Source organism: Streptomyces sp. KM273126 (assembly GCF_004337435.2).
GTDB lineage: Bacteria > Actinomycetota > Actinomycetes > Streptomycetales > Streptomycetaceae > Streptomyces > Streptomyces acidicola.
This window is the reverse complement of sequence record NZ_SJXB02000001.1, coordinates 108,072-132,712: the sequence shown is the minus strand read 5'-3', so window position 1 is coordinate 132,712 and position 24,641 is coordinate 108,072. Positions and strand designations below refer to the sequence as shown.

The window sequence follows — 24,641 nt, the reverse complement described above, 5'->3', positions numbered from 1 at the left end:
TGTCGGTGCCTGCGTTTACTGTCGGGACATGGAAGGCACCCCACCCAAGGCAGAAGGCACCGAACCCCGGACGACAACACCCTCCGCCGCAAACCCCGCCACACCCCCTGCCCACGGGACCTTCGGGACCCACGAGAACACCATCGCCCCCGACGCATACGACGAGACCGCCGTCGAGCGATGGGCGACGGAACCCGACAAACGCCCCGGCCGCACCGCCTTCCAACGCGACCGCGCGCGCGTACTGCACTCCGCGGCGCTGCGCCGCCTGGCCGGCAAGACCCAGGTCGTCACACCGGGCACCCGTAGCCAGGCCTGGGACGCCAGCCCCCGCACCCGCCTCACCCACTCCCTGGAGTGCGCCCAGGTCGGCCGCGAGCTCGGCGCCGCCCTCGGCTGCGACCCCGACCTCGTCGAAGCCGCCTGCCTCTCCCACGACCTCGGCCACCCGCCCTTCGGCCACAACGGCGAACTGGTGCTGAACGAGTTCGCGGAGGACTGCGGCGGCTTCGAGGGCAACGCCCAGTCCCTGAGGCTCCTCACCCGCATCGAACCCAAACGCTTCACCCCGGAGGGTTCCGTCGGCCTCAACCTCACCCGCGCCGCCCTCGACGCCGCCACCAAGTACCCCTGGCCGCGCGGCGCTCACCCCACCGCCCCCGCCTCCCGGAAGTTCGGCGTCTACGAGGACGACCGGCCGGTCTTCGACTGGATCCGCAAGGGCGCCCCCGAGCACCGCACCTGCTTCGAGGCCCAGGTCATGGACTGGTCGGACGACGTGGCGTACTCGGTGCACGACTTCGAGGACGGCCTGCACGCGGGCCACATCGACCCGGGCGCCCTGCACGCCGAGCCCGAGCGGCAGTCGGTCTTCGCCGTCGCCCTCGGCCGGTACGTTCCCGCCGACACGGACCCCGCCGAGCTCGCGGAGGCCCTCGACCGCCTCCTCGGCCAGGAGTGGTGGCCGCACGGCTACGACGGAACGGCCGTCGCGCAGGCCGGCCTCAAGGACGCCACCAGCCAGCTCATCGGCCGCTTCTGCCTGGCCGCCGAGGGCGCGACCCGGGCGGCGTACGGCAGCGGACGGCTCACGCGGTACGCGGCCGAACTGGTCGTCCCGCGCGAGGCCCGGCTGGAGTGCGCCGTACTCAAGGCCGTCGCCGACCGGTACGTCATGCAGCGCGCCGAGCAGGAACGTCTCCGCGCCGACCAGCGGATCGTCGTCGCCGAGCTCGCCGAGGCACTCACCGCCCGCGCACCGGACGGACTCGAACCACAGTTCCGTGCCCTGTTCCAGGAGGCGGCCGACGACCGCGCCCGCAAGCGCGTGATCGTCGATCAGATCGCCTCCCTCACCGATGCCTCGGCCCGCACGTTGCACACGAGACTCACCGGGCACATGTGACACCAGTGACCCTGGAGGGGGACAGGCGTGACCCTGCGTGGCCTGATCGGGCCACTCCCTCTTCCCGCATCACGCTCCGTGCGGGACGCTCGCATGTGGCGACATCCGCAAGGTTCAACTGGCGCAATGTTCATCCGGGGGTCACCCCGGACCGGCAGGAGGTAGCAAGTGGTCGACGCGGATCAGACATTCGTCATCGTCGGAGGAGGACTGGCCGGCGCCAAGGCGGCCGAGACGCTCCGGGCGGAGGGCTTCACCGGCCGCGTGATACTGATCTGCGACGAACGCGATCACCCGTACGAGCGCCCTCCTCTCTCCAAGGGCTATCTGCTGGGCAAGGACGAGCGCGACAGCGTCTTCGTCCACGAGCCCTCCTGGTACGCGCGGAACGACATCGAGTTGCACCTCGGCCAGACCGTCGACGCCATCGACCGCGCCGCGCGCACCGTCCGCTTCGGTGACGACGGCACCCTCGTCCACTACGACAGGCTGCTCCTCGCGACCGGCGCCGAGCCGCGCCGCCTCGACATCCCCGGCACGGACCTGGCCGGCGTCCACCACCTGCGCCGCCTCGCCCACGCCGACCGCCTCAAGGGCGTACTCCAGGCGCTCGGCCGCGACAACGGCCACCTCGTGATCGCGGGCGCCGGCTGGATCGGCCTGGAGGTCGCGGCGGCCGCCCGCGAGTACGGCGCGGAGGTCACGGTCGTCGAACCGGAGGCCACCCCGCTGTACGCCGTACTCGGCCCCGAGGTCGGGGGTCTCTTCGCCGAGCTGCACCGCGAGCACGGCGTGCGCTTCCACTTCGGCGCGCGGCTCACCGAGATCGTGGGCCAGGACGGCATGGTGCTGGCCGCGCGTACGGACACGGGGGAGGAGCATCCGGCGCATGACGTGCTCGCCGCGATCGGCGCCGCCCCGCGAGTCGCTCTCGCGGAGGCCGCGGGGCTGGAGCTGGCCGATCGCGCGCACGGCGGAGGCATCGTGGTGGACGAGCGGCTGCGCACGTCCGATCCCCATGTCTACGCCGCCGGGGACGTGGCCTCCTTCCCCCTCGCCCTGTTCGACACCCGGCTGCGGGTGGAGCACTGGGCGAACGCGCTCAACGGCGGCCCCGCCGCCGCGCGGGCGATGCTGGACCAGGACGTCACCTACGATCGCGTGCCCTACTTCTTCACCGACCAGTACGACCTGGGGATGGAGTACTCCGGGTGGGCGCCGCCCGGGTCGTACGACGAGGTGGTGATCCGCGGGGACGTGGGGAAGCGGGAGTTCATCGCGTTCTGGGTGCGGGAAGGCAGGGTGCTCGCAGGGATGAACGTGAATGTGTGGGATGTCACTGAGCCGATTCAGCGCCTGATCCGGTCCCGGACGCCGGTGGACACGGAGGCGTTGGCGGACCCGCACGTGTCGTTGGAGAGCCTGGTCGCCTAGGGCCTGATCCGCCGGACAGGCCTGGAGGGCGCCGGACAGGGCCCTGGAGTCCGCCGGACAGGCCCTGGCTCCGCCGTGTCCTCGCCGTCAGCCCAGCGCCGCCGAAGGGGTCCTCCTGTGCCCCCGAAGCGGTCCTCCTGTGCCCCGGATGTGTCTGCGCTCCCCCGTAGAATCACCCCGTGGCAGGACGGATCAACGACGAGGACGTGAAGGCGGTTCGGGACGCGGTTCCGATCGACGCCGTGGTGTCCGAGTATCTCCAGCTGCGGGGAGCGGGCGGGGGAAACCTCAAGGGCCTGTGCCCCTTCCACGACGAGAAGTCGCCGTCCTTCCAGGTCAGCCCGAGCAAGGGGCTCTTCCACTGCTTCGGCTGCCAGGAGGGCGGCGACACCATCACGTTCGTGATGAAGGTCGACCACCTCTCCTTCTCCGAGGCGGTCGAGCGCCTCGCCGCACAGGCCGGCATCACGCTGCGGTACGAGGAGGGCGGGTACAACCCGTCCCACCAGCGCGGCGAGCGCATCCGGCTGGTCGAGGCGCACAAGATCGCCGCCGAGTGGTACGCCGAGCAGCTCGCCACGAGCCCCGAGGCCGACACCGGCCGGATCTTCCTCGCCGAGCGCGGCTTCGACCAGGCCGCCGCCGTCCACTTCGGCGTCGGCTACAGCCCCCAGGGCTGGGACCACCTCACCCGCTACCTCCGCGGCAAGGGGTTCACCGACAAGGAGCTGCTGCTCTCCGGGCTGTCGCAGGAGGGCCGCCGCGGCCCCATCGACCGCTTCCGCGGCCGCCTGATGTGGCCCATCCGCGACATCGGCGGCGAGGTCGTCGGCTTCGGCGCCCGCAAGCTGTACGAGGCGGACAACGGCCCCAAGTACCTGAACACCCCCGAGACGGCCATCTACAAGAAGTCCCAGGTCCTCTACGGCATCGACCTCGCCAAGAAGGAGATCGCCAAGACCAGCCGGGCGGTCGTCGTCGAGGGCTACACGGACGTCATGGCCTGCCACCTCGCGGGCGTCACGACCGCCATAGCGACCTGCGGCACGGCCTTCGGCGGCGAACACATCAAGATCCTCCGCCGTCTGCTGATGGACAACGGCAGCGCCCGCGTGATCTTCACCTTCGACGGCGACGCGGCCGGCCAGAAGGCGGCCCTGCGCGCCTTCGAGGACGACCAGAAGTTCGCCGCCGAGACGTACATCGCCATCGCACCGGACGGCATGGACCCGTGCGAGCTGCGACTGGAGAAGGGTGACGTGGCGGTCGCGGAGCTGGCCGAACCGCGCACCCCGCTCTTCGAGTTCGCGCTGCGCCAGATCGTGGCGCGCTACGACCTGGAAACCCCGGCGGGACGCGCCGGGGCCCTCGACGAGGCGGCACCGATCGTCGCCCGGATCAAGAACAGCGGTGCCCAGCACGAGGTCGCGGTGCAGCTCGCGGGCATGCTCGGCATCCTCGACACACAGTTCGTGGTCAAGCGGGTGGCCCAGCTGGCGCGTTGGGCCCGCGAGCGGGGCGGCAGACCGCCCGCGCCGGGCTCCCGCACGCCCCAGCAGTACGAGGCCGCCCCCGCCCCACCACGAGCGGCCCCGCGCTCACCCTCCGCAACCCCGTCTACGCCACCGAACGCGAACTGCTCAAACTCGCCCTCCAGCGCCCGGAGCTGGTCTCCCCGGCGTTCGACGCGTACGGGGTCGACGAGTTCACCGCCGCACCGTACGCCGCCGTGCGCCAGGCCATCATGGACGCGGGCGGCGCCGACTTCGGCACGCAGGACCCGCAGGAGTACCTGGTCCAGGTCCGCGAGGTCGCACCGGACGACACGGTGCGGGCCATGGTGACCGAGCTCGCGGTCGAGGCCATCATGCGCAAGACGGTCGACGAGGTGTACGCGGGCGAGCAGCTGGTCACCGTCCGCAGGCGCGCCGTGGAGCGCCGCGTCCATGACGTTCAGGGCGCCCTGACCCGCCTCGGCCAGCACGCCGACCCGGCCCGGTTCGCCTCCGTGCAGAACGAGTTGTGGGTCCTCCAGCAGTACGACCAGGCGCTGCGGGCGCGGGGCGCGGAGGCGCTCTGACGTATGAGCCATTGAGTTGGTCGTTGAGCGGAACCGCATGACGGCCGTGCGGCCCCCGCGCGCACAGGCCGATTCCGCACGCCCTTCACGCTGCTTCACGCCCGCTCAGCGGCGCACTCGTACATCAGGGTAACCGGGCGGTCACGGACCGGACGCAAAAAGTCACCGCACGCCCCTCGTGGCGGCGATGTGTCGTACTCCACACTGGGTTCCGGTGCCTGAGTCCTCGGAGCGCGGCCGACCCGCCCCCGTGGGTCCGAGATCCCCCGCGGTTCCGCTCAATGACTAAGGGGCGGACGGCGGGTGAGGCCGTCGCCATCCCCGACGTACCGCTGCCGCACGTTCCAGCAGCGACATTCCTGGAGGTCGCCCCCGTGCAGACCCAGACCCTCACACAGAACGAGAACAGTACGGACAGTACGGACGGTACGGAGCCCGAAGCGGAGACCGCCGTCCTCACGGCGGTACCGGTGGCGGCCGTGGAGCCGGTGGAGCCGGTGGAACCCGTGGAGTCCGTGGAGCCCGTGGGGCCCCTGGAACCCGTGGAGCTGCCGCGCGTTCGCACCGACACCACCGGGCCCTCCTCGGACCTGTTCCGTCAGTACCTGCGTGAGATCGGCCGCATACCGCTGCTCACGGCCGCCGAGGAGGTCGAGCTGGCCCGGCGCGTCGAGGCCGGCCTGTTCGCCGAGGAGAAGCTCGGCAGCACCCCCGACCTGGACACCCAACTGGCCCTGGACCTCGACAGGTTGGTCGTGATGGGCCGGATGGCCAAGCGGCGGCTGATCGAGGCGAACCTCCGGCTGGTCGTGTCGGTGGCGAAGCGTTACGTCGGGCGCGGGCTGACGATGCTGGACCTGGTGCAGGAGGGAAACCTGGGCCTGATCAGGGCCGTCGAGAAGTTCGACTACGCCAGGGGCTACAAGTTCTCGACGTACGCCACGTGGTGGATCCGCCAGGCCATGTCCCGGGCCCTGGCGGATCAGGCTCGTACGATCCGGGTCCCGGTACACGTGGTGGAACTGATCAACCGGGTGGTCCGCGTCCAGCGCCGCATGCTCCAGGAGCGCGGCTACGAACCCGCGCCCGAAGAGGTCGCCGTCCACCTCGACCTGACCAGCGAGCGCGTCAGCGAGGTCCTCCGCCTCGCCCAGGAACCCGTGTCCCTCCACGCCCCCGTGGGCGAGGAGGACGACGTGGCCCTGGGCGACCTCATCGAGGACGGCGACGCGGCGAGCCCGGTGGAGTCCGCGGCCTTCCTGCTCCTGCGGGAACACCTGGAAGCGGTCCTCTCGACGCTGGGCGAACGCGAACGCAAGGTCGTCCAACTCCGCTACGGGTTGGCCGACGGCCGGCCGCGCACGCTGGAGGAGATAGGCCGCATCTTCGGCGTCACGAGGGAACGCATCCGCCAGATCGAATCCAAAACCCTCAACAAACTGAGGGACCATGCCTTCGCAGACCAACTACGGGGCTACCTGGACTGACCGGGGGTTGTTCCTCGCCCCCGCCGCCCCTACCCATTCCCGTCCCTTCCCTGGGGGCTGCCGCCCCCAGACCCTCGAATACCCAGCCCCTCCGGCGTTTGAGGAGCGGGGGTCCGGGGGCCGGCCCCCGGAACGGGGTTGAAGGGGCGGAGCCCCTGAGGACGGGACGGGTAGGGGCGGCGGGGGCGAAAACCCTCACGCCCTCACGCCCCCACGCCCCCAGGGGCTCCGCCCCCAACCCCTCAGTCCACCTCCGCCACCGCCTCCGCGAACTGGGCCTTGTACAGGCGGGCGTACGCTCCCCCCGCCGTCAACAGCTCCTCATGATCGCCCTGTTCGACGATCGAACCGTTCTCCATGACAAGGATGGTGTCGGCGTCACGGATGGTCGACAGACGATGCGCGATCACGAACGACGTACGCCCATGGGCGAGTTTCGCCATCGCCTTCTGGATCAGCACCTCCGTACGTGTGTCGACCGAACTCGTCGCCTCGTCCAGCACAAGGATCACAGGATCGGACAGGAACGCCCGAGCGATCGTGATGAGCTGCTTCTCACCCGCACTCACCCCGGCCCCCTCGTCGTCGATCACCGTGTCGTACCCCTCGGGCAACGTACGGATGAACCGGTCCGCGTGCGCGGCCCGCGCCGCCTCCTCGATCTCCCCTCGCGTGACCTCCCGCGAGGCCCCGTACGCGATGTTCTCCGCGATCGTGCCGCCGAACAGCCACGTGTCCTGGAGCACCATCCCGATCCCGGCCCGCAGTTCGTCACGGGACATCGTGGCGATGTCCACGCCGTCCAGTGTGATGCGCCCACCCGTGACCTCGTAGAACCGCATCAGCAGGTTGACCAGAGTCGTCTTGCCGGCACCCGTCGGGCCCACGATCGCCACCGTGTGCCCGGGCTCCACCTTCAGCGACAGGTCCTCGATGAGTGGCTTCTCCGGGTCGTACCGGAAGGAGACCCCCTCCAGCGCCACCCGTCCCCGCAGCTCCTCCGGCCGCATCCCCGGCAGCGGATCGGCGTCCTGCTCCTCCGCGTCCAGCAGCTCGAACACGCGCTCGGCCGACGCGACCCCGGACTGCACCAGGTTCGCCATCGACGCCACCTGCGTCAGCGGCATCGAGAACTGCCGTGAGTACTGGATGAAGGCCTGCACGTCACCGATCGACAGCGTGCCCGAGGCGACCCGCAGCCCACCGACGACCGCCACCAGCACGTAGTTGAGGTTCGACACGAAGAACATCAGCGGCTGCATGACCCCGCTGTTGAACTGCGCCTTGAACCCGGCCTCGTACAGCCGCTCGTTCTCTTCAGCGAACTGCTTCGCCGACTCCTCCTGCCGGCCGAACACCTTCACCAGCGTGTGCCCGGTGTACATCTCCTCGATGTGCGCGTTGAGCTTCCCGGTCGTCCGCCACTGCTGCACGAAGTGCGGCTGCGACCGCTTGCCGACCCGCGTGGCCACGTAGAACGACAGAGGTACGGTCACCAGCGCTACCAGCGCCAGCAGCGGTGACACCCAGAACATCATCACCAGCACGCCCACGATCGTGAGGAGTGAGTTGACGAGCTGGCCCAGCGACTGCTGCAGGGTCTGACCGATGTTGTCGATGTCGTTGGTGGCGCGGCTGAGCACCTCACCACGCTGCCGCTGGTCGAAGTAGGACAGCGGCAGCCGCGACAGCTTCGCCTGCAGCTCCTCGCGCATACGGCCCACCGTGTGGTTGATCGCCCGGTTGGAGAGCCGGGTCGACACCGCCATCAGCAGACCGGCCACCACGAAGACGGCGAGCGCGACCAGCAGGACGTTCCCGACGGCGGCGAAGTCGATGCCCTCACCGGGAGTGAAGTCCGTGCCCTGGAGCATGTCGGCGACACCGCCGTCCCCACGCTCCCGCATGGCCGCGAGCACCTCGTCCTTCGTGGCGCCCTCGGGCATCTCCCGGCCGATGACCCCCGCGAACACCAGGTCCGTCGCCTTGCCGAGGATCCACGGGCCCAGCACCGACAGCCCGACGCTGAGCACACCGCACGCGAGCATCGCGTACATCGTGGACTTCTCGGGCTTGAACTGGGCGAGCAGCCGTTTCCCGGACGCCTTGAAGTCCATGGAGTTCTGGTCGGGACCGCCCGCCATCATCCGTCCCATCGGCCCGGCCATCAGGCAGCCTCCGCTTCCGTGAGCTGGGAGAGGACGATCTCCCGGTAGGTCTCGTTGCCGGCCATCAGTTCGTGATGGCGGCCCGTGCCGACGACGAGGCCCTCGTCGAGGACCACGATCCGGTCGGCGTCCCGGATGGTCGACACGCGCTGGGCGACGATCACGACGGTCGCCTCGGCGGTCTCACGGGCCAGCGCCGACCGCAGGGCCGCGTCGGTGGCGTAGTCGAGCGCGGAGAAGGAGTCGTCGAACAGATAGATCTCCGGACGCTGCACCAGCGTCCGGGCGATGGCGAGCCGCTGCCGCTGACCGCCCGACACGTTCGTGCCGCCCTGGGCGATGGGGGAGTCCAGCCCGTTCTCCAGCCCCTCGACGAACTCCTTGGCCTGTGCCACCTCCAGCGCGTGCCACAGCTCCTCGTCGGTCGCGTCCGGGTTGCCGTACCGGAGGTTGGTGGCCACGGTGCCCGCGAAGAGGTACGGCTTCTGCGGCACCAGCCCGACCGTCCGCGCCAGCAGCTTCGGATCGAGGGTCCGCACGTCCACGCCGTCCACGAGGACTTCACCCTCGGTGGCGTCGAACAGACGGGGTACCAGCCCGAGCAGCGTCGACTTGCCGCTGCCCGTGGACCCGATGACCGCGGTGATCTCGCCCGGCCGCGCCACCAGATCGACGGACTTGAGTACCGGCTCCTCGGCACCGGGGTAGCGGAAGCCGCCGCCCCGGATCTCCAGCGTCCCGTGCCGCCGCAGCTCCAGTACGGGCGCGGAGGGCGGTACGACACTGCTCTCCATGTCGAGGACGTCCTGGATGCGCTCGGCGCAGACCTCCGCGCGCGGCACCATCATGAACATGAAGGTGGCCATCATCACGGACATGACGATCTGCATGAGGTAGGCGAGGAAGGCGGTCAGCGCGCCGATCTCCATCCCGCCGCTGTCGATGCGGTGCGCGCCGAACCAGAGCACCGCGATCGACGACAGGTTCACCACCGTCATGACGATCGGGAACATCAGGGCGAGCATCCGCCCGGTGCCGAGCGACACCTCCGTGAGCTCGGCGTTCGCGCCCCGGAAGCGGTCCTTCTCGTAGTCGTCCCGTACGAAGGCACGGATGACGCGGTTGCCGGTGATCTGCTCGCGCAGCACCCGATTAACGGTGTCGAGCCGCTCCTGCATGGTGCGGAACAGGGGGCGCAGACGGCGCACGATGAGGCTGACGGAGATACCGAGCACCGGCACGACGGCCAGCAGCACGCCCGACAGCGGCACATCCAGGCCGAGCGCCATGACGATGCCGCCGACGCACATGATCGGGGCCGACACCATCAGCGTGAACGTCATCAGGGCGAGCATCTGCACCTGCTGCACGTCGTTCGTCGTCCGCGTGATCAGGGTGGGCGCACCGAAGTGGCCGACCTCACGCGCCGAGAACGACTGCACCCGGTCGAAGACGGCGGCCCGGATGTCCCGGCCGAGCGCCGAAGCCGTACGGGCGCCGTAGTACACGGCCCCGATGTTGCAGACGACCTGCGCCAGCGACACCCCGATCATCAGCGCGCCGAAGGACAGGATGTAGCCCGAGTCCCCCTTCACGACGCCGTCGTCGATGATGTCCGCGTTGAGCGTGGGCAGGTAGAGGGTGGCGCAGGTCTGCACGAACTGCAGCAGCACCAGTAGAGCGATGGGTTTCGAGTACGGCCTGAGGTGGGTCCGTAGAAGTCGTATGAGCACGCGAGGTCTCTCGGTCTGTGACGGGGATGGGTGCATCACCCACCATCGTCGGACACTCCACCGGTGTTACCCCAACCAATTAACCCAAGAGAGGTTCATGGTCCGACCCGGTGCGGGTCTGGAGATGTACACGGCCGGGGTGAATGCCGGGAAGATTCGGATCTACGCCCGGATGACCCCCGGATGACCCCCGGATGCCCCCTGGACAACCCACGGATGCAGTCGTTTTACACCCGGAATGCCCCGGGATGTGTCTGTTCCCGCACGGACACGTACTGCTGCCGCACCGCCTGCCCCACGGCCAACTCCTCGCCCGGATCCAGGTACTGGGCGGGCGCGCCCTGCCAGGGCGGCGGGTTGCGCGGGTCGAGGGTGCCCTGGGACACACCGAGCGCCCATGCCGCCTGCCTGGCCGCGCCGATCGCCGCGTAGTCGCCGGGCTGCGGCACGACGACCTGCACCCCGAACAGCGCGGGCGCCGCGGCCTGCACGGCCGGCAGCTCCGCCGCCGCGCCCAGCAGGAAGATCCGCCGTACGTCGACCCCGCGGCCACGCAGCACGTCCAGCGCGTCCGCGAGCCCGCACAGCATGCCCTCGAACGCGGCCCGCGCCAGATGCTCGGGCTTCATCGCCTCCCGCCGCAGCCCGGTCAGGGTCCCGGCGGTGTGGGGCAGGTTCGGCGTCCGCTCGCCCTCCAGATACGGCAGCATCACCAGCCCGTGCGACCCCGGCGTCGACTTCATCGCCAGGTCGGACAGCCCCTCCAGATCGGGCACGCCCAGCATCTCGGCGGTACCGCGCAGGGTCCGTACGGCGTTCAGCGTCGTCACCACCGGCAGGTGCATGCCGGTCGCGTCGGCCAGGGACGTGATCATCCCGCTGGAGTCGACGAGGGCCTCCGGGTGCACCGCCATCACGGACCCCGACGCGCCCAGCGACACGACCGCGTCACCGAGCCCGATCCCCAGCCCGAAGGCGGCGGCCATGGTCTCGCCGGTCCCGGCGGAGATGAGGAGCCCCTCCGGCGTCGTCCCCGCCGCGTCGGACGGCCCGAGCACCTCCGGCAACATGGCCTGGTGCCCGAGCGCGAGTTCGACGAAGTCGGTGCGGTACGAGCCCGTGGCCGCCGACCAGTAGCCGGTACCGGAAGCCCCGCCCCGATCAGTCGTCCTCCGCACCGGCCGCCCGAGCAACTGCCACACGAGCCAGTCGTGCGCCTGCATCAGTACGGCCGTGCGCAGCGCGGCGTCGGGGTCGGTCCGGGCGAGCCAGCGCAGCTTGGTCACCGGCTGCGCGGCCTGCGGTACGCACCCGACGGCCTCCGCCCAGGCCTGCCGTCCGCCGAGCGCGTCGATCAGATCGGCGGCGGCGACCTGCGTCCGCTTGTCACCACCGACCATCGCCGGCCGCACGGTGTTGCCCTGCGCGTCCAGGGCGATCAGCGCGTTCTGCTGCGTGGAGACACCGATCGCCTCCACACCCTCCAGCAGCCCGCCGCCGGCCGCCTCGCCGAGGGAAAGCAGCCACGCCTGCGGGTCGACATCGGAGGGACGGCCGCCGCTCTCCGTCTTCTCCAGCGGGTGCGGGGCATACCCCTGCCTGAGCACGGCACCGGAATCCGAGTCACAGACGACGATACGAGTGAAATCGGGCGAACTGTCCAACCCGGCGACTATCCCCATGGCGGAAATTCTGCCGTACGGAAGTAGGTGTGACTGTCGCGCGGGACGGAGCGCATCCGGTGCGCGACAGCGCGGCCGAAGAACCCCGGCGGTGCGGCCGGGAGTCTCTCCGCGCCACTGGAGTCCATGGCATCACTGGATACCGCGTGCCGATGCGCCGCGGAGATCCAACAGAAGTCCCTAGGTGTTACTGGTCCCCCAGTCGTCCGTACCGCTGCCGTTCGTGTTCCGTTCGCGCAGCGACCGGACCCGCGCGGCGACCGAGTCGGGCATGTGCATGTGGTCCCCGACCTTTTCGCTCACCACGTGGTACGCCTTGCCCGCGAACGCGCGCCCCTGCTGGGCGGCCGACTCGGCGGTGTTGCGTACCGCGGGGTTCTCGGCGACCTGCCGGGCGGAGTTCTTCAGCTGCTCGTAGCGCTCGCGCCCGGCCCGCGTGCCCAGCACGTAGCCCAGAGCGAGCCCGGCGACGAACGTGAGCCGATAGCGCATGGCGGCCACCTTCCCTGACGTCTGCGTCGGTCCTTGTTTCTGCCCGTGTCCTGCTCGTGTCCTGCCACGGGGTACTGATTGGCGAAGCACCCCCCTGCTTGCGCTAATGTATGTGTCGCAGCGAGCGGGCGCCCCCTGGCGAATACCCAGGGAGGTACGTTCGATGCAACGAGGCATTCCTCCGTAGCTCAATTGGCAGAGCAGCCGGCTGTTAACCGGCAGGTTACTGGTTCGAGTCCAGTCGGGGGAGCTCGGTCCTCCGTAGCTCAATTGGCAGAGCAGCCGGCTGTTAACCGGCAGGTTACTGGTTCGAGTCCAGTCGGGGGAGCAGCCTGAACGAGGACCCCGTCGGGGTCCTTTTTCATGTCCGCCGGAACCACGGAGCCGCTGGTGGGGTCCTTGAGGGCAGGCGAAGTCGACCATCCGAAGCAGGAGATCGTATGAGCGGCTATGCTGCGGCAGACGGCGCGCACAAATGTGCGCGACGCGCCGTACTGGGGCGGTAGCTCAGCCGGTTAGAGCAGCGGACTCATAATCCGTCGGCCGTGGGTTCGAGTCCCACCCGCCCCACTTCCGCAGGCCTCTGACCTGCGGAAACGTTCTTTTTGGCCGTCGGAGAGTTAACTTTGCCTGAACGGACTGAATCCGCTGCTTGTGAGTTTGGCGCCGGGGTGGTCTGCGTCAAGTGGTAGTCGCCTGACCTGCATAAATACGGGCATGCGCGTAGTCGGCGAGACCTGTTCTGCTGGGCCGTGCAGCGGTAGTGCCACGAATTGAGGCCATGCTGAGGCCGCCGGTAACGAGAACAGGGCTGTCGGCGGGTCTGCGCTCCGGCCCCACGTGGGTCGACGCGTTCGACGTGGCGGTCGTCTGGGTTCGCGGCACGCGAGAATGTGCGTCGTGGTGACGGCCGGTGGGTGCCAGGAACTGCCCCAAGAGGAAACGGCCCCGAGCGGTCACCCGGTCCTCTCATGCCGTGCGCCGTGGTTCATGTGGTCAGGACGCCGGGGCGGTCGAAGACGGGTCTCGTCCAGCTCCTCGGTTACGGTTCACCTCCGCTCGCGCGGAGAGCAGGGGGTGCTGGCGCCGGGGAACGGCGGACGGGTGTGCTCTCCGCGCAAGCGGAGGCGAACCTTTGGCTACGGTCGCGCGCAACCTACTGGAGAAGGCCACCGGCCCGAAGGGGCCGAGGAGACCGTGGGGATCTGTGCCCGCACCCGGCGCGGCAGCATCGACGCCCTCCGCGCCGAGGACTGAGTGCCCTCATCTCACCCCACGCCCTGATCCCCCCAGTTGCTTCAGCTTTCGAACGGGCGGGTCCCATGCCTTCTGTTCCGGACGCTGGCAGGATTTAAGGTTTCGGAAGTGACCGGTGCGCCCCCCAGGGGCGTAGGTCTGCTGGCGCCAGTCAGCGCAGCGAGGGCGAAACTGCCCGTACTGGAAACGGCCCAGCGATGCTGAGCCGCCCCAGGTTCGTCAGAGACTCGGGCCTGTACCGGGTTGCGTGGAGTCGAGATGGCTGATCAGCGGATACAACTGCCTGAATCAGCTTCTGGAAGAGGCGGCGATCCCCGACGCCCCCTCGATCGAGCCTCGCATGACCGCGCTCGCCGGGGTCCTGCGGCGCATGGGACCGGTACGACGTGTCCACCTCTGAGTTCGAGGGTGACCGCAGTGTTCCACCGTGATCACGGACGGCGAACGCCATCGTCCGATCGACGTCCTGCACGGACGTGAAGCGGGACCGCTCGCCGCGTGGCTCACCGCGCATCCCGGCGTGGAGATCATTTGCCGGGACCGGGCAGGCGCCTACGCCGAGGGAGGCCCGGCTCGGCGCCCCTGACGCTCTCCAGGTCGCCGATCGGTTTCATTTGTGGCAGGGCCTCGGCAGTGCCGTGGAGACCTGCGTCGCAGGCCACCGCGAGTACCCGCGCTCTCGGACTGGTGGGCGGCCATCGCCCGTGCGCGTGGGCGCCGGGATGCTGCTGGCGCTGCTCCCAGGCCCATGGCCTCGGCTGTCATGGGTTCGGGGTAGACGACGGCGGGGGCGGTCTTCTGGCAGCCTTTGGGCATGCCGAGGGCGTCTTCCCTGGGCCGTCGGATTGCGCTGCTGATCTGTCGGTCAGCCGATGGCTATGCGGGGATGGGCGGCGGGGGTGATCCAGCCCATGATCTGGTCCATGGTGGCGCGGGGGACGGAGACGCAGCCGGCTGTGGCGCCGTTGCCGTTGACGTGGAGGAAGATGCCTGCGCCGCGGCCGGGTGTGGCGGGCCAGCGGTTGAAGTTGATGACGAGTGCTTTGGCGTACTGGGTGGCGTAGTTGATGAGGTGTTCGCTGCCTCGGTCGCCGGATTCGGTGAGGGGGAAGTCGGCGCCCTGTTCGCTGTGCATGGAGTTGTAGTACTTCGACTCAGGGTCTTGCACCCACCAGTCGCGGTCGGTGACGACGTGGTAGGGCATGGCGGTCCCGGAGGCTTGGACGCCGAAGCCCTCGGTGATGGTGTAGGTGCCGGTGGGGGTGGTGTAGGTGCTTTGCCGGCGGGTGGCTCCGTCGGTGACGCCGTTGGACCCGACGCGGGCCGCGCTGGTGCTGAACTGTGCCTTCCACCCTGCGGACGTCTTGGCCCAGGCGGTGACAGTGGCGTAGGAACCGCTGGCCTTGACGGTGATCACCTGGGTTGCGTTGCCCACCTGGACCGGTACGGGGAAGTTGGGAGCGGCGGATGCCGGGGCCGCTGCGTCACCGCCGGAGCCTGCGCCCGCACCGCTGGCCGAGCCGCCGGGGTTCTGGGCGGCAGAGGATGCGGCGGCGGATGCCTTGGCCGAAGCCGAGACGGACGCCGACGCGGACGGGCTGGCGGATGCGGAGGTGGAGGCACTCGGGGACGCGGCGGCGGAGGACCCGGTGGCGTCCGGCTTCGAGGGCTGCGAGGCATCCGCCGCATCCGAGGACGCGGCCGAAGGGCTGGCGTCACCGCCGCAGGCGGATGTCACCGCCAGAGCACCCAGGACGGTGGTGGCGGCGAGAATCTGCCGGGACAAGAACTGCACGATGGTTCCCTAACTGAGAAAACAAGGGTGGGTGGAGAGGCGGAGACAGGAACAGGAGAAGACGGCGACAGCGATGCGACGCGCTTACGCCGGCTCTCTTGGCCGCGGTGTCCGGCCTGGGCCGGGGGCCGATCGGCGCTGGCGTCGGCGTCGGCGTCGCAGACGGTCAGCTCTTGGGCGCGTCCGGGTGGGGTAGGTGGCCGGCACAGGTGGCGCGGCCGAACGGGCCGGTGGCGGAGGCGCTTTGGACGTGGTGTCCGCGGATGGCGAGGGTGCATCGGGCCTGCCCGCCCTGCTCACCGAGCACGATGCCGACGGTCGGGTCCTGGCCGAGCGGCACGTCCACGGTGGTGCGCCACGGCAAGGTGGCTGCCTTGACCACGGTTGCTTTTCCTGAGGTGTTGCGGGCCTGGTAGGTGATGTCGGCGGTGCCCTCGCCGGTCACTTCGTAGGTCACCGGGGCGGCGGGGGCACTCTGCTGTGCCTTGCTGTCGCTGTCGCCGGTGTCGAGCAGGCCGTAGAGGACCAGTCCGGCGCAGGCGGCCAGTACCGCACCGCCCACGGCCAGTGCGGCGCGCCGGGAGTGCCGGTCGGCGGATTCCGACTCGGTGCTGCTCCCTGACGTGAAGCCGACCCCGTCCGCAGCCGCGGCGATCCCGGATCCGGTCTCGGGAATTTCGCCGGATGATCCCTCGCGTATCTCCTCGGAAGTCGGCTGGTCCGTCGTGGATTTCGGGGGCGTGATGCCCATTGTTTTATCCCCTCGCACATGGCATTTCGCTGTTGCGTGAGCCGGGCGTTTATACACGGCACCGAGAAGGACTGTCCAGCGAGCGGAAATAGCAGACATTCCGAGCATTCGTTCTTCCTCAAGTGTCCATGAAGAGGTTCAAGTGCCGCCAATGTCCGGCGGCTTGACATCGCGTCATCGAGGTAACTGGAAATCCGGCGCCGCTGCGCATGAGGGCCCGTCACCACTCGTGGCGGGCTTGGGTGGCATGTTTCGGACGCGACGCACGAGGAAAGGTTTGGCGTGAAACCCAGATTGGGCAGGCTTATCGCGTGCCTGGTGGTATCCGCGGTGACGAGTACCGCGTTGCCCCAGGTCGCGTACGCGGCGCCCGCTTCTGATGGTGACGGAAAGGGAATCGTCGACACCATCAAGGGCTGGTTCGCGGATGACGGCGATGATAGCAAGGAATTGGGCAAGCCCCCCTCCCACGACGAGTTGGGCATAGCCGACCGGGAGAAGGTTTCCTGGCCCAAGAACGACCCGAAAGCGAAGCGCGTTCGGGAACTGACAGGTAAACGCACGGCGAACTCCCGGTTCTGGCAGATGTCGGATGGGCGGGTTCAGGCGGAGTTGTCGGCGGAGCCGACGTCGTACCGTTCCGGTGCGGGCAAGAAGGCGGGCTGGAAGCCGATCGACGCGACGGTGCGCGCGTCGGAGGCGAAAGGCTTCGAATTCGCCAATACGACGAACACGGGCCAGAGCTGGTTCGGTTCGGACGCGGGCCGGCTGGTGCGTTTCCGGTCGCCGGACGGACGCTCGGTCACCCTCGGCCTTCAGGACTCCGGGCGCTCCTTGAAGCCGGTGGCGAAGGGTTCCACGGTCACCTACAAGGACGCGGTGGGCGGCGCGGACCTGGAGTACGAGGTCGGACCGGGCCGGGTGAAGGAGAACATCGTCCTGGCCGAGCGCCCCGAGGGCCCGCTGAAGTTCAGCTTCACGCTGGACACCGACGGGCTGGTGCCGAAGGCGCGCAAGGATGGTTCGGTCGCGCTGTACGGGGAGTTGCCGAACACACCGGTGATGGTGATCCCGGCCCCGTACATGACGGACGCGAAGAAGGCGGACACATCCGTCTTCGGCCAGACGTACAGCACCAAGGTCACCCAGAAGCTCACCAAGGACGGCACGTCCTGGAGGCTGACGGTCACGCCGGACGCGAAGTGGCTGGCCGCGAAGGAGCGGCAGTACCCGGTGGTGATCGACCCGACGATCACGATCGCGCCGTCTCCGTCGCAGTCCCAGGATGTCATGGTCCTGTCCGACCAGCCGACGACCAACTTCAACACCACCTGGAAGCTGTCGGCGGGCCGCACCTCGGACACGGCGAACGCCCGCTCGCTGATCAAGTTCCCGCTGGACGAGATCCCTTCGGGCACGAAGATCGACTCGGCGCGTCTGGAGATGTACTTCGACCAGGCGCACAGCGCCACCGACACGAACACGCAGATCGGCGCCTATCGGGCCACCGGTCCCTGGGACGAGGCGTCGGCGACCTGGGAGAAGACCAGCGGTCTGGTGGGTGAGCAGGCCTCGACGACAGTGCAGGTCGACGACCAGGACGCGGGCAGCGCGGCGGTCGGGACGTGGCCGGTGTCGGGCACATCGACCACTGCGGTCGGAGGCCTCTTCCGCTACAACCTCGACTCGGTCACCGGTGACTCCTTCACCTGGCCGCTCCGGGTGCCGGAGACGGCCACCTACCGGGCGGAGGCGCACTATGTGCAGGGCGCCAACCGCGCCACCGCCGCCCCCTACACGGTGACCTCGGCCGGTGGCGCCACCAGCACCTACACCGTCAACCAGACCGCCGGCTCCGGCGGGGTGTGGACCGCGCTGGGCGGCGACAGCAACGAGCTGAGCTTCAACAAGGGCGGCGCCTACAAGATCGAGCTCAAGGACACCGCGGTGCCTTCCAGCCAGGCGCTGATCGCGGACGCGGTGCGGCTGGTCGACCCGGCGAAGATCACCAAGTCGGCCGGGCATTACAACCGGTGGCACAGTTTCCCGGTCGGCGACACGGTGCAGAAGTGGGTGGACGGCACCGAGACCAACTACGGCTTCGTGCTGAAGTCCACCGACGAGACGAAGAACCCCATCGGCGGTCCTCGCTACGAGGCGGGTGACGGCGACTACGGCGGCGAGACGTCGACGATCCCCCGGCTGACGGTGACGTACGGCAAGGTCGGCACCGCGCTGGACTCCCCGACCGTGGTGCACGGTACGGGTCCGGAGCTGTCGTGGAAGGCGTACTCCAACACGACCGGCGATGCGAACCTGGACATCGCCGAGTACCAGCTGCACCGCTCCACGCAGCAGGCGTTCACCCCGTCCGCAGCGACGCTCGTGGCCCCGATCGGCAAGTCGGCCACCACGTACACGGACACCACCGCCACCCCCACCCCGGATTCCTCCTCGCAGGAGATCGGGCGGTCGTACTACTACCAGCTCGCGGTGAAGACGAAGGACGGCCAGCTGCTGGGCTCACCGACCCGCATCGTCGGCGTGCCCAAGGCCGGGCGCACCATGCGGCTACTCCAGGGCACCAGCGCGGGGGTAACCGACACCACGCTGTCCTCCGCACAGCCCACCACGAACCTGGACACCATTACCAAGGACACCCAGCCCCAGAAGTGGCTGAGCGTGGGCAACAACACCCCCACCTCCGCCAGCGAGAAGACCCGCGCGGTGATGAAGTTCCCCACCGGAGCGATCCCCACCACCGCCACGGTGCTGGAGTCCCGCCTGTTCATGTGGGGCGCGGAGACCACCACCAAGACCAACGGGGCGATCTACGAACTCCGCGGCCTGAACCGGGACTTCGGCGAGACCACCGCCACCTGGAACAACGCTGACACGTCGACGCCGTGGACGACTGCGGGCGGTGACTACTCGGCCACCGTCTCCAGCACGGTCGCCCAGGTCTCCGAGGTCGGCCGCCGCTCGTGGGACGCCACCTCCCTCACCCAGGGCTGGACTCGGACCCCCTCCACCAACAAGGGGGCCATGATCAGGCTGAAGGACGAGTCGGCGACCGGCCCGCAGGAACAGACCGTCTTCCTCGCCTCGGAGACCTCCGACTGGCAGATCGGCCCGCTGCTGCGCGTCATCTACGTCGACTCCACCACCGAGGACACGTACTACGCGCCGCAGACCCCGGCCCGCATGACCCCGAACTCCACCTACACGGTGGACTTCACCGTCACCAACACCACCAGCTCGGCCTGGGCGGCGGGTGAGCGGGTCCTGTCCTACACGTGGAAGCTCCCCGACGGCACGGACGTGACCACGGGCGGCAACCAGCTCTCCACCGCCATACCCGCGCTCCCGCCGGGCCAGTCGGCGACGATCAAGGCTCAGGTCAAGACGCCGATCAACTCCGACAACGGCAACAAACGCACCGACTACGTGCTCGGCTGGGACATCAAGAAGGTCTCGGACGGCAGCTGGCTGTCCGCCGGAACCGGCGCCATCCCGTCGCTCAAGCAGAACGTCGCGGTCGAGGACTCCACCTCCAACACCCTCGGCCTGGAGAAGTTCTACTCCTACACGGGCAAGAACACCGGCGCCGGCTCCACGGTGATGAACAACCTCGCCTCCGGCAACACCGTGTGGTCCTACAACGCGTTCACCAACCCCGGCCGCGGCCTGACCACGTTCGCCCGGTTTGCCTACAACTCCCTCGACACCTCCGACACCGTCTCCGGCGCGGGCTGGTCGGCACAACTGGCCGGACCCATCCGGCTCGGCGCGCCACTGGAGTTCCACCCCAAACCGAACCCCACCGAGATCCGCCTCCCGGACGGAGACGGCACCACCCACGTCTTCCGCTGGGACGCCACCAACAGCGTCTGGAAAGCCCCCGCAGGTGTCCACTACAAGCTGACCGCGAAGACGGGCCTGGACTGCACCCCGGACAAGGACCCGATCCCGGACGCCTGGACCCTGCTGCGCCCGGACGGCACCCGCTTCTTCTTCGGCTGCGACGGCTACCTCACGTCCATCGTCGACAAGAACGGCAACACGCAGACGTACACGTACGAGGAACGCAAGTCCAACAACAAGCCGACCAAGTTCCTCAAGTACATCACCGACCCGGCAGGCCGCCAGTCGCTGACGGTGGACTACTACGGCAAGGGCGACGCGTCGTACGACTACATCGACGACACGGGCAACAAGGTCACCGGCAGCAACCTGACCAACTCCAAGATCTACGACCACGTGAAGTCCATGACGGACATCTCGGGCCGCAAGATCTCCTTCTTCTACACGACGAAGGGCCTGCTCGGTCAGTTCACCGACGGCGACGGCTCGTCCCAGCCGAAGGTCTTCAAGTTCACCTACGACGCCACCCAGGGCAACAAGAACGTCAAGCTCGTCAAGGCCACCGACCCACGCGGTAAGGGCACGAGCCTGGCGTACAACGAGCCCAAGTCGGGCGACGACCCGAAGTACCACTGGTGGACGAAGACGATCACCGACCGTCTGAACGGCACCACAGACTTCGCGTACGCAGTGAACGCCACGAACACGAAGTTCACCGACCCACCGTCACCGATGCCGAGTCCCACGCCACGAAGTACGTCACCGACGACTTCGGCCGCCCGGCCCAGACAACCAACGCCAAGTCCCAGACCACCAAGATGAGCTGGGACGCCGACAACAACGTCACGTACATGGAGGAGAATAACGGCGCCAAGACCGCGTACTGCTACGACCAGAAGACCGGCTACCCGCTCTGGCAGCGCGACGCGGAGAACAACAAGTCCGGAGTCCCGCCGCAGTCCGACTGCGCACCGGGCACGTACCCTGCCAACGCGCAGAAGTACGAGTACCAGACCCGCGCCGACGGCTTCTCGGCCGACCTGTTCCGCAAGACCTCTCCGGAGGGCCGTGCCTGGCAGTTCGGCTACGACACCTTCGGCAACCTGAAGACGGTCACGGACCCGAAGGGCGTGGCCACCCCGACAGCGAGTGACTACACCACGTCGTACGAGTACAACTCCTACGGCCAGCTCACCAAGTCGACCGACGCCAACGGCAACCCGACGCCCAACAGCGACTTCGGGCCGACCGGCTACCCGAACAAGATCACGGACGCCAAGACCAACTCGACGACGTACGAGTACGACGAGCGGGGCCAGGTCACCGAGGTCACGGACGCGCTGGGCAAGAAGACCACACAGGCATACGACACGTTCGGCCGTCCGCTGGTGAAGACGGTGCCTAAGGACCAGGCGGCGGGCGTCCTGATCACGATGCCGGCGCCGGAGTACGACGCGAACGACAACGTCACCACGGCGACTGCACCCAATGGTGCGGTGTCCACAGCGGTGTACGACGCAGCGGACCAGATCACCTCGGATAGCGCGCCGAAGGACACGGGCACGTCGGACGAGCGGAAGACGACCTACACCTACGACAAGGTCGGCAACCTCCGGACGACGACCGAGCCGAAGGGCGTGCTGACGGCCTCGGATCCGAACGACCACGTCATCACCAACGCGTACGACGAGATCTATCAGCTGGTCTCCGTGGTGAACTCCGCGCAGAACAAGATCTCCTACTCGTACGACAGCGTCGGCAACGTCACCCAGATCGTCGACCCGAAGAAAAACGCAACGGCGGACGCGTCGGACTACCTGACCAAGACCGCCTACGACCTGAACCACAGGGTCACCACGGTCACGGACGCGGCGGGCAAGTCCACCTCAACCACCTACGACAAAGACTCCCTGGTCATCCAGACCAAGGACGCCGAAGGCAACATCACGTACGTCGACTACGACGAGCGCGGTAAGCAGAAGGAGGTTCGGGTCCCTTACGAGGGCGCCATGTTCCGCACGACCCGGTTCGAGTACGACCAGGTCGGCAACACCACCAAGGTGATCACCCCTCGGGGTACGGCCACGGCCGCCGCGGACGACTTCACCCAGCGCACCGAGTACGACGCGCTGAACCGTCCGGTCAAGCAGTTCCAGCCGTACGACCCGGCCGACGGCCGCTACAACAGCCCGAACGTCTACACGCAGACGGTGTATGACGCGGTGGGCCGGGTGATGAAGAGCTCGCTGCCGCCGTCGGAGGGCCAGACGGTCCGCAACGACACGGTCTTCGAGTACTTCGACAACGGCTGGACGAAGAATTCCACCGATCCGTGGGACATCACCACCACCTTCGACTACACCGAGCTGGGCCAGCAGAAGGCCCGCACACTCACCTCTGCGGGCGGCTCCTCGGACCGCACCATGACGTGGTCGTACTACCCCGACGGCAAGCTGAAGTCCAAGGCGGACGACGGCGTTCCGGTGGGGAAGTCGGTGGTCCTGGTGGACAACTCCGACACCCAGCACACCTCTTCCACGGGTACGTGGGCGAAGGGTGATATCGCCGGGCAGCAGGGCTACGACCACCACACGCATGCGGCCGGCACGGGCACCGACGCCTACACGTGGACGCTGAACATCCCCGAGGACGGCACCTACACCGCGTATGTGAAGTTCCCGAAGGTGACCGGCGCCGCGACGACGGCGAAGTACACCCTGTCCCAGGGCACGACCACCCACCCGGCAGTGACCAAGGACCAGAACGCGTCCACCGGCACCTGGGTGTCGCTCGGCTCCTACAGCCTCAAGCAGGGCAACGACGCCCAGCTGAAGCTGGAGCAGAACGCCGGCGGGACCGTCGTCGCGGACGCGGTCAAGCTGGTACGCGACACCTCGGGTGAGACCGACAGCGAGAAGAAGTCCTTCGCCTACGCCTACGACGTCAACGGCAACCTGACCTCGATCGACGACACCTCCTCCGGTGCGAAGATCGACGCCTACACGATCGCCTACACGGGCCTCAACCAGGTCCAGAAGGTGACCGAGGCGCTCGCCGGCCAGGAGAAGAAGGCCACGTCGTACGTGTACGACGCCAATGGCAAGCCGGAGACGATCACCCACCCCGACCAGTACTCCAAGTACACCTACGACCTGCGTGATCTGGTCAAGACGGTCTCGGTCGGCAAGAGCCCGACAGACGCCTCGCCGAAGGTGACGTCCTACACGTACACCGACCGGGGCCTGAAGCTCCAGGAAACCAAGAACAACAAGAACACGGTCGACTACACCTACTACCTCAACGGTGCAGTCAAGACGACCACGGAGAAGAAGCCGAACGGCACCCTCGTCTCCTCGCACACCTACGCCTACGACCCCAATGGGAACAAGGCGCAGGACGTCGCGAAGAAGATGAACGCCGACAACAACGCGGCTTACCTCGAGTCGACCACGGACTACACCTACGACCCCGCGAACCGGCTCGCCAAGTCGGTCAAGACCGGCACCAGCGCGGGCACCGAGACATACGTCCACGACGACAACGCCAACGTCATCAGCCAGACGGTCAAGGGCACGTCCACGACGTACACCTACGACCGCAACCGGCTGCTCTCGGCGACGGTGGGCGGCGCGACGGCCACCTACAACTACGACCCATTCGGTCGTCAGGAGTCCGTCACCGGCGGCGGCAAGGTCATCGAACGCTCGGTATACGACGGCTTCGACCATGTCGTCGAGTCCCAGAAGATGGACGACGCCGGCGTGCTGAAGTCGACGAAGTACACCTTCGACCCACTGGACCGCACGGCGTCCAAGACGGCCGACGGCAAAACGACCGACTTCAGCTACCTCGGCCTGTCGACCGAGGTACTGGGTGAGGAGGTCGCCGGCGAGCTCACCAAGTCGTACCAGTACAGCCCGTGGGGCGAGCGGCTGTCCCAGGTCACGCACAAGACCGACGGCACCAGCGAGGACAGCTACTACGGCTACAACTCGCACACCGATGTCGAAGCCTTGACCGACAAGGACGGCAACTCCAAGGCCACTTACGGCTACACGGCCTACGGCTCGGACGACGAGTCCGAGTTCACCGGTATCGACAAGCCCGATGCCGGCGACCCGACGAAGGAGGCGTACAACCCCTACCGCTACAACTCCAAGCGGTGGGACGCCAACGCCGGCACCTACGACATGGGCTTCCGGGACTACAACCCCGGACTCAACCGGTTCACCAGCCGGGACATGTACAACGGCGCCCTCGCCGACATGAACCTCGGCACCGACCCGTTCACCGGCAACCGGTACGCCTTCACCGGCGGCAACCCCACCAGCCGTATCGAGTACGACGGTCATGAATGGTGGAACCCTGCGAGCTGGTTCTCGGGCGGCGGGAAGACGGCCACGAAGGCCCCGAAGGCCGGCTGGCTGACCGTCATCGAGATGGCTGCCAACATTCATCGGCTGGAACACCCCCGTCGCCTCTAGCGGACACAC

General features: G+C 68.2%; 9 protein-coding genes, 3 tRNA genes and 2 pseudogenes. 8 read left to right on the top strand and 6 right to left on the bottom strand.

Going from position 1 to position 24,641, the window contains the following annotated elements:
* Positions 1 to 28 precede the first annotated feature (28 nt).
* From E0500_RS00525 to E0500_RS00510, 4 genes and pseudogenes are all read left to right on the top strand, one after another.
* Entirely contained in the window at positions 29 to 1,405 is a 1,377-nt protein-coding gene (locus tag E0500_RS00525) for a deoxyguanosinetriphosphate triphosphohydrolase (RefSeq protein WP_220140419.1), read from the top strand.
* Between the two features lie 168 nt (positions 1,406 to 1,573).
* Positions 1,574 to 2,839, top strand: coding sequence for an FAD-dependent oxidoreductase (locus tag E0500_RS00520; RefSeq protein ID WP_131569822.1), 1,266 nt, complete (start codon positions 1,574 to 1,576; stop codon positions 2,837 to 2,839).
* A gap of 179 nt (positions 2,840 to 3,018) precedes the next feature.
* Positions 3,019 to 4,919, top strand: a pseudogene (gene dnaG / locus E0500_RS00515) (DNA primase).
* Between the two features lie 281 nt (positions 4,920 to 5,200).
* A complete protein-coding gene (locus tag E0500_RS00510) occupies positions 5,201 to 6,406 on the top strand; it encodes an RNA polymerase sigma factor (protein ID WP_131572303.1) in 1,206 nt (401 codons plus the stop codon).
* A 242-nt stretch (positions 6,407 to 6,648) separates the two neighbouring features.
* On the opposite strand, the gene E0500_RS00505 is transcribed toward E0500_RS00510, so the two are convergent.
* The 4 genes from E0500_RS00505 to E0500_RS00490 form a co-directional block, all read right to left on the bottom strand.
* Positions 6,649 to 8,574: an ABC transporter ATP-binding protein gene (locus E0500_RS00505; protein ID WP_131567911.1), complete on the bottom strand. Its 1,926-nt coding sequence runs from the start codon at positions 8,572 to 8,574 to the stop codon at positions 6,649 to 6,651.
* Positions 8,574 to 10,307: an ABC transporter ATP-binding protein gene (locus tag E0500_RS00500; RefSeq protein WP_131567913.1), complete on the bottom strand. Its 1,734-nt coding sequence runs from the start codon at positions 10,305 to 10,307 to the stop codon at positions 8,574 to 8,576. The genes E0500_RS00505 and E0500_RS00500 overlap by 1 nt, the downstream gene beginning before the upstream one ends.
* A gap of 227 nt (positions 10,308 to 10,534) precedes the next feature.
* A complete protein-coding gene (locus tag E0500_RS00495; protein ID WP_131567914.1) occupies positions 10,535 to 11,989 on the bottom strand; it encodes an FGGY family carbohydrate kinase in 1,455 nt (484 codons plus the stop codon).
* 180 nt (positions 11,990 to 12,169) lie between these two features.
* Entirely contained in the window at positions 12,170 to 12,481 is a 312-nt protein-coding gene (locus E0500_RS00490) for a YtxH domain-containing protein (RefSeq protein ID WP_131567915.1), read from the bottom strand.
* A gap of 177 nt (positions 12,482 to 12,658) precedes the next feature.
* Between E0500_RS00490 and E0500_RS00485 the strand changes: the two genes are divergently transcribed.
* The 3 genes from E0500_RS00485 to E0500_RS00475 all read left to right on the top strand — a co-directional run bounded on the left by E0500_RS00485 (position 12,659) and on the right by E0500_RS00475 (position 13,051).
* A tRNA-Asn gene (locus E0500_RS00485) sits at positions 12,659 to 12,731 on the top strand.
* A gap of 5 nt (positions 12,732 to 12,736) precedes the next feature.
* A tRNA-Asn gene (locus tag E0500_RS00480) sits at positions 12,737 to 12,809 on the top strand.
* 168 nt (positions 12,810 to 12,977) lie between these two features.
* Positions 12,978 to 13,051, top strand: a tRNA-Ile gene (locus tag E0500_RS00475).
* A gap of 1,552 nt (positions 13,052 to 14,603) precedes the next feature.
* Here the strand turns inward: E0500_RS00475 and E0500_RS00470 are convergent.
* Positions 14,604 to 15,524: a L,D-transpeptidase family protein gene (locus E0500_RS00470; RefSeq protein ID WP_258573046.1), complete on the bottom strand. Its 921-nt coding sequence runs from the start codon at positions 15,522 to 15,524 to the stop codon at positions 14,604 to 14,606.
* Positions 15,525 to 15,699: 175 nt separating this feature from the next.
* A complete protein-coding gene (locus E0500_RS43420; RefSeq protein ID WP_258572572.1) occupies positions 15,700 to 16,284 on the bottom strand; it encodes a hypothetical protein in 585 nt (194 codons plus the stop codon).
* A gap of 1,290 nt (positions 16,285 to 17,574) precedes the next feature.
* Here E0500_RS43420 and E0500_RS45290 point away from each other — a divergent pair.
* Positions 17,575 to 24,500 (top strand): annotated as a pseudogene (locus tag E0500_RS45290) (DNRLRE domain-containing protein); the annotation flags it as partial.
* Positions 24,501 to 24,641 lie beyond the last annotated feature (141 nt).

Bases quoted from the DNA above. Each gene is read 5' to 3' on its own strand.
- E0500_RS00525 (WP_220140419.1), top strand. From the start codon at position 29: ATGGAAGGCACCCCACCCAAGGCAGAAGGCACCGAACCCCGGACGACA.
- E0500_RS43420 (WP_258572572.1), bottom strand. From the start codon at position 16,284: ATGGGCATCACGCCCCCGAAATCCACGACGGACCAGCCGACTTCCGAG.
- E0500_RS00495 (WP_131567914.1), bottom strand. From the start codon at position 11,989: ATGGGGATAGTCGCCGGGTTGGACAGTTCGCCCGATTTCACTCGTATC.
- E0500_RS00505 (WP_131567911.1), bottom strand. From the start codon at position 8,574: ATGGCCGGGCCGATGGGACGGATGATGGCGGGCGGTCCCGACCAGAAC.
- E0500_RS00490 (WP_131567915.1), bottom strand. From the start codon at position 12,481: ATGCGCTATCGGCTCACGTTCGTCGCCGGGCTCGCTCTGGGCTACGTG.
- E0500_RS00510 (WP_131572303.1), top strand. From the start codon at position 5,201: ATGACTAAGGGGCGGACGGCGGGTGAGGCCGTCGCCATCCCCGACGTA.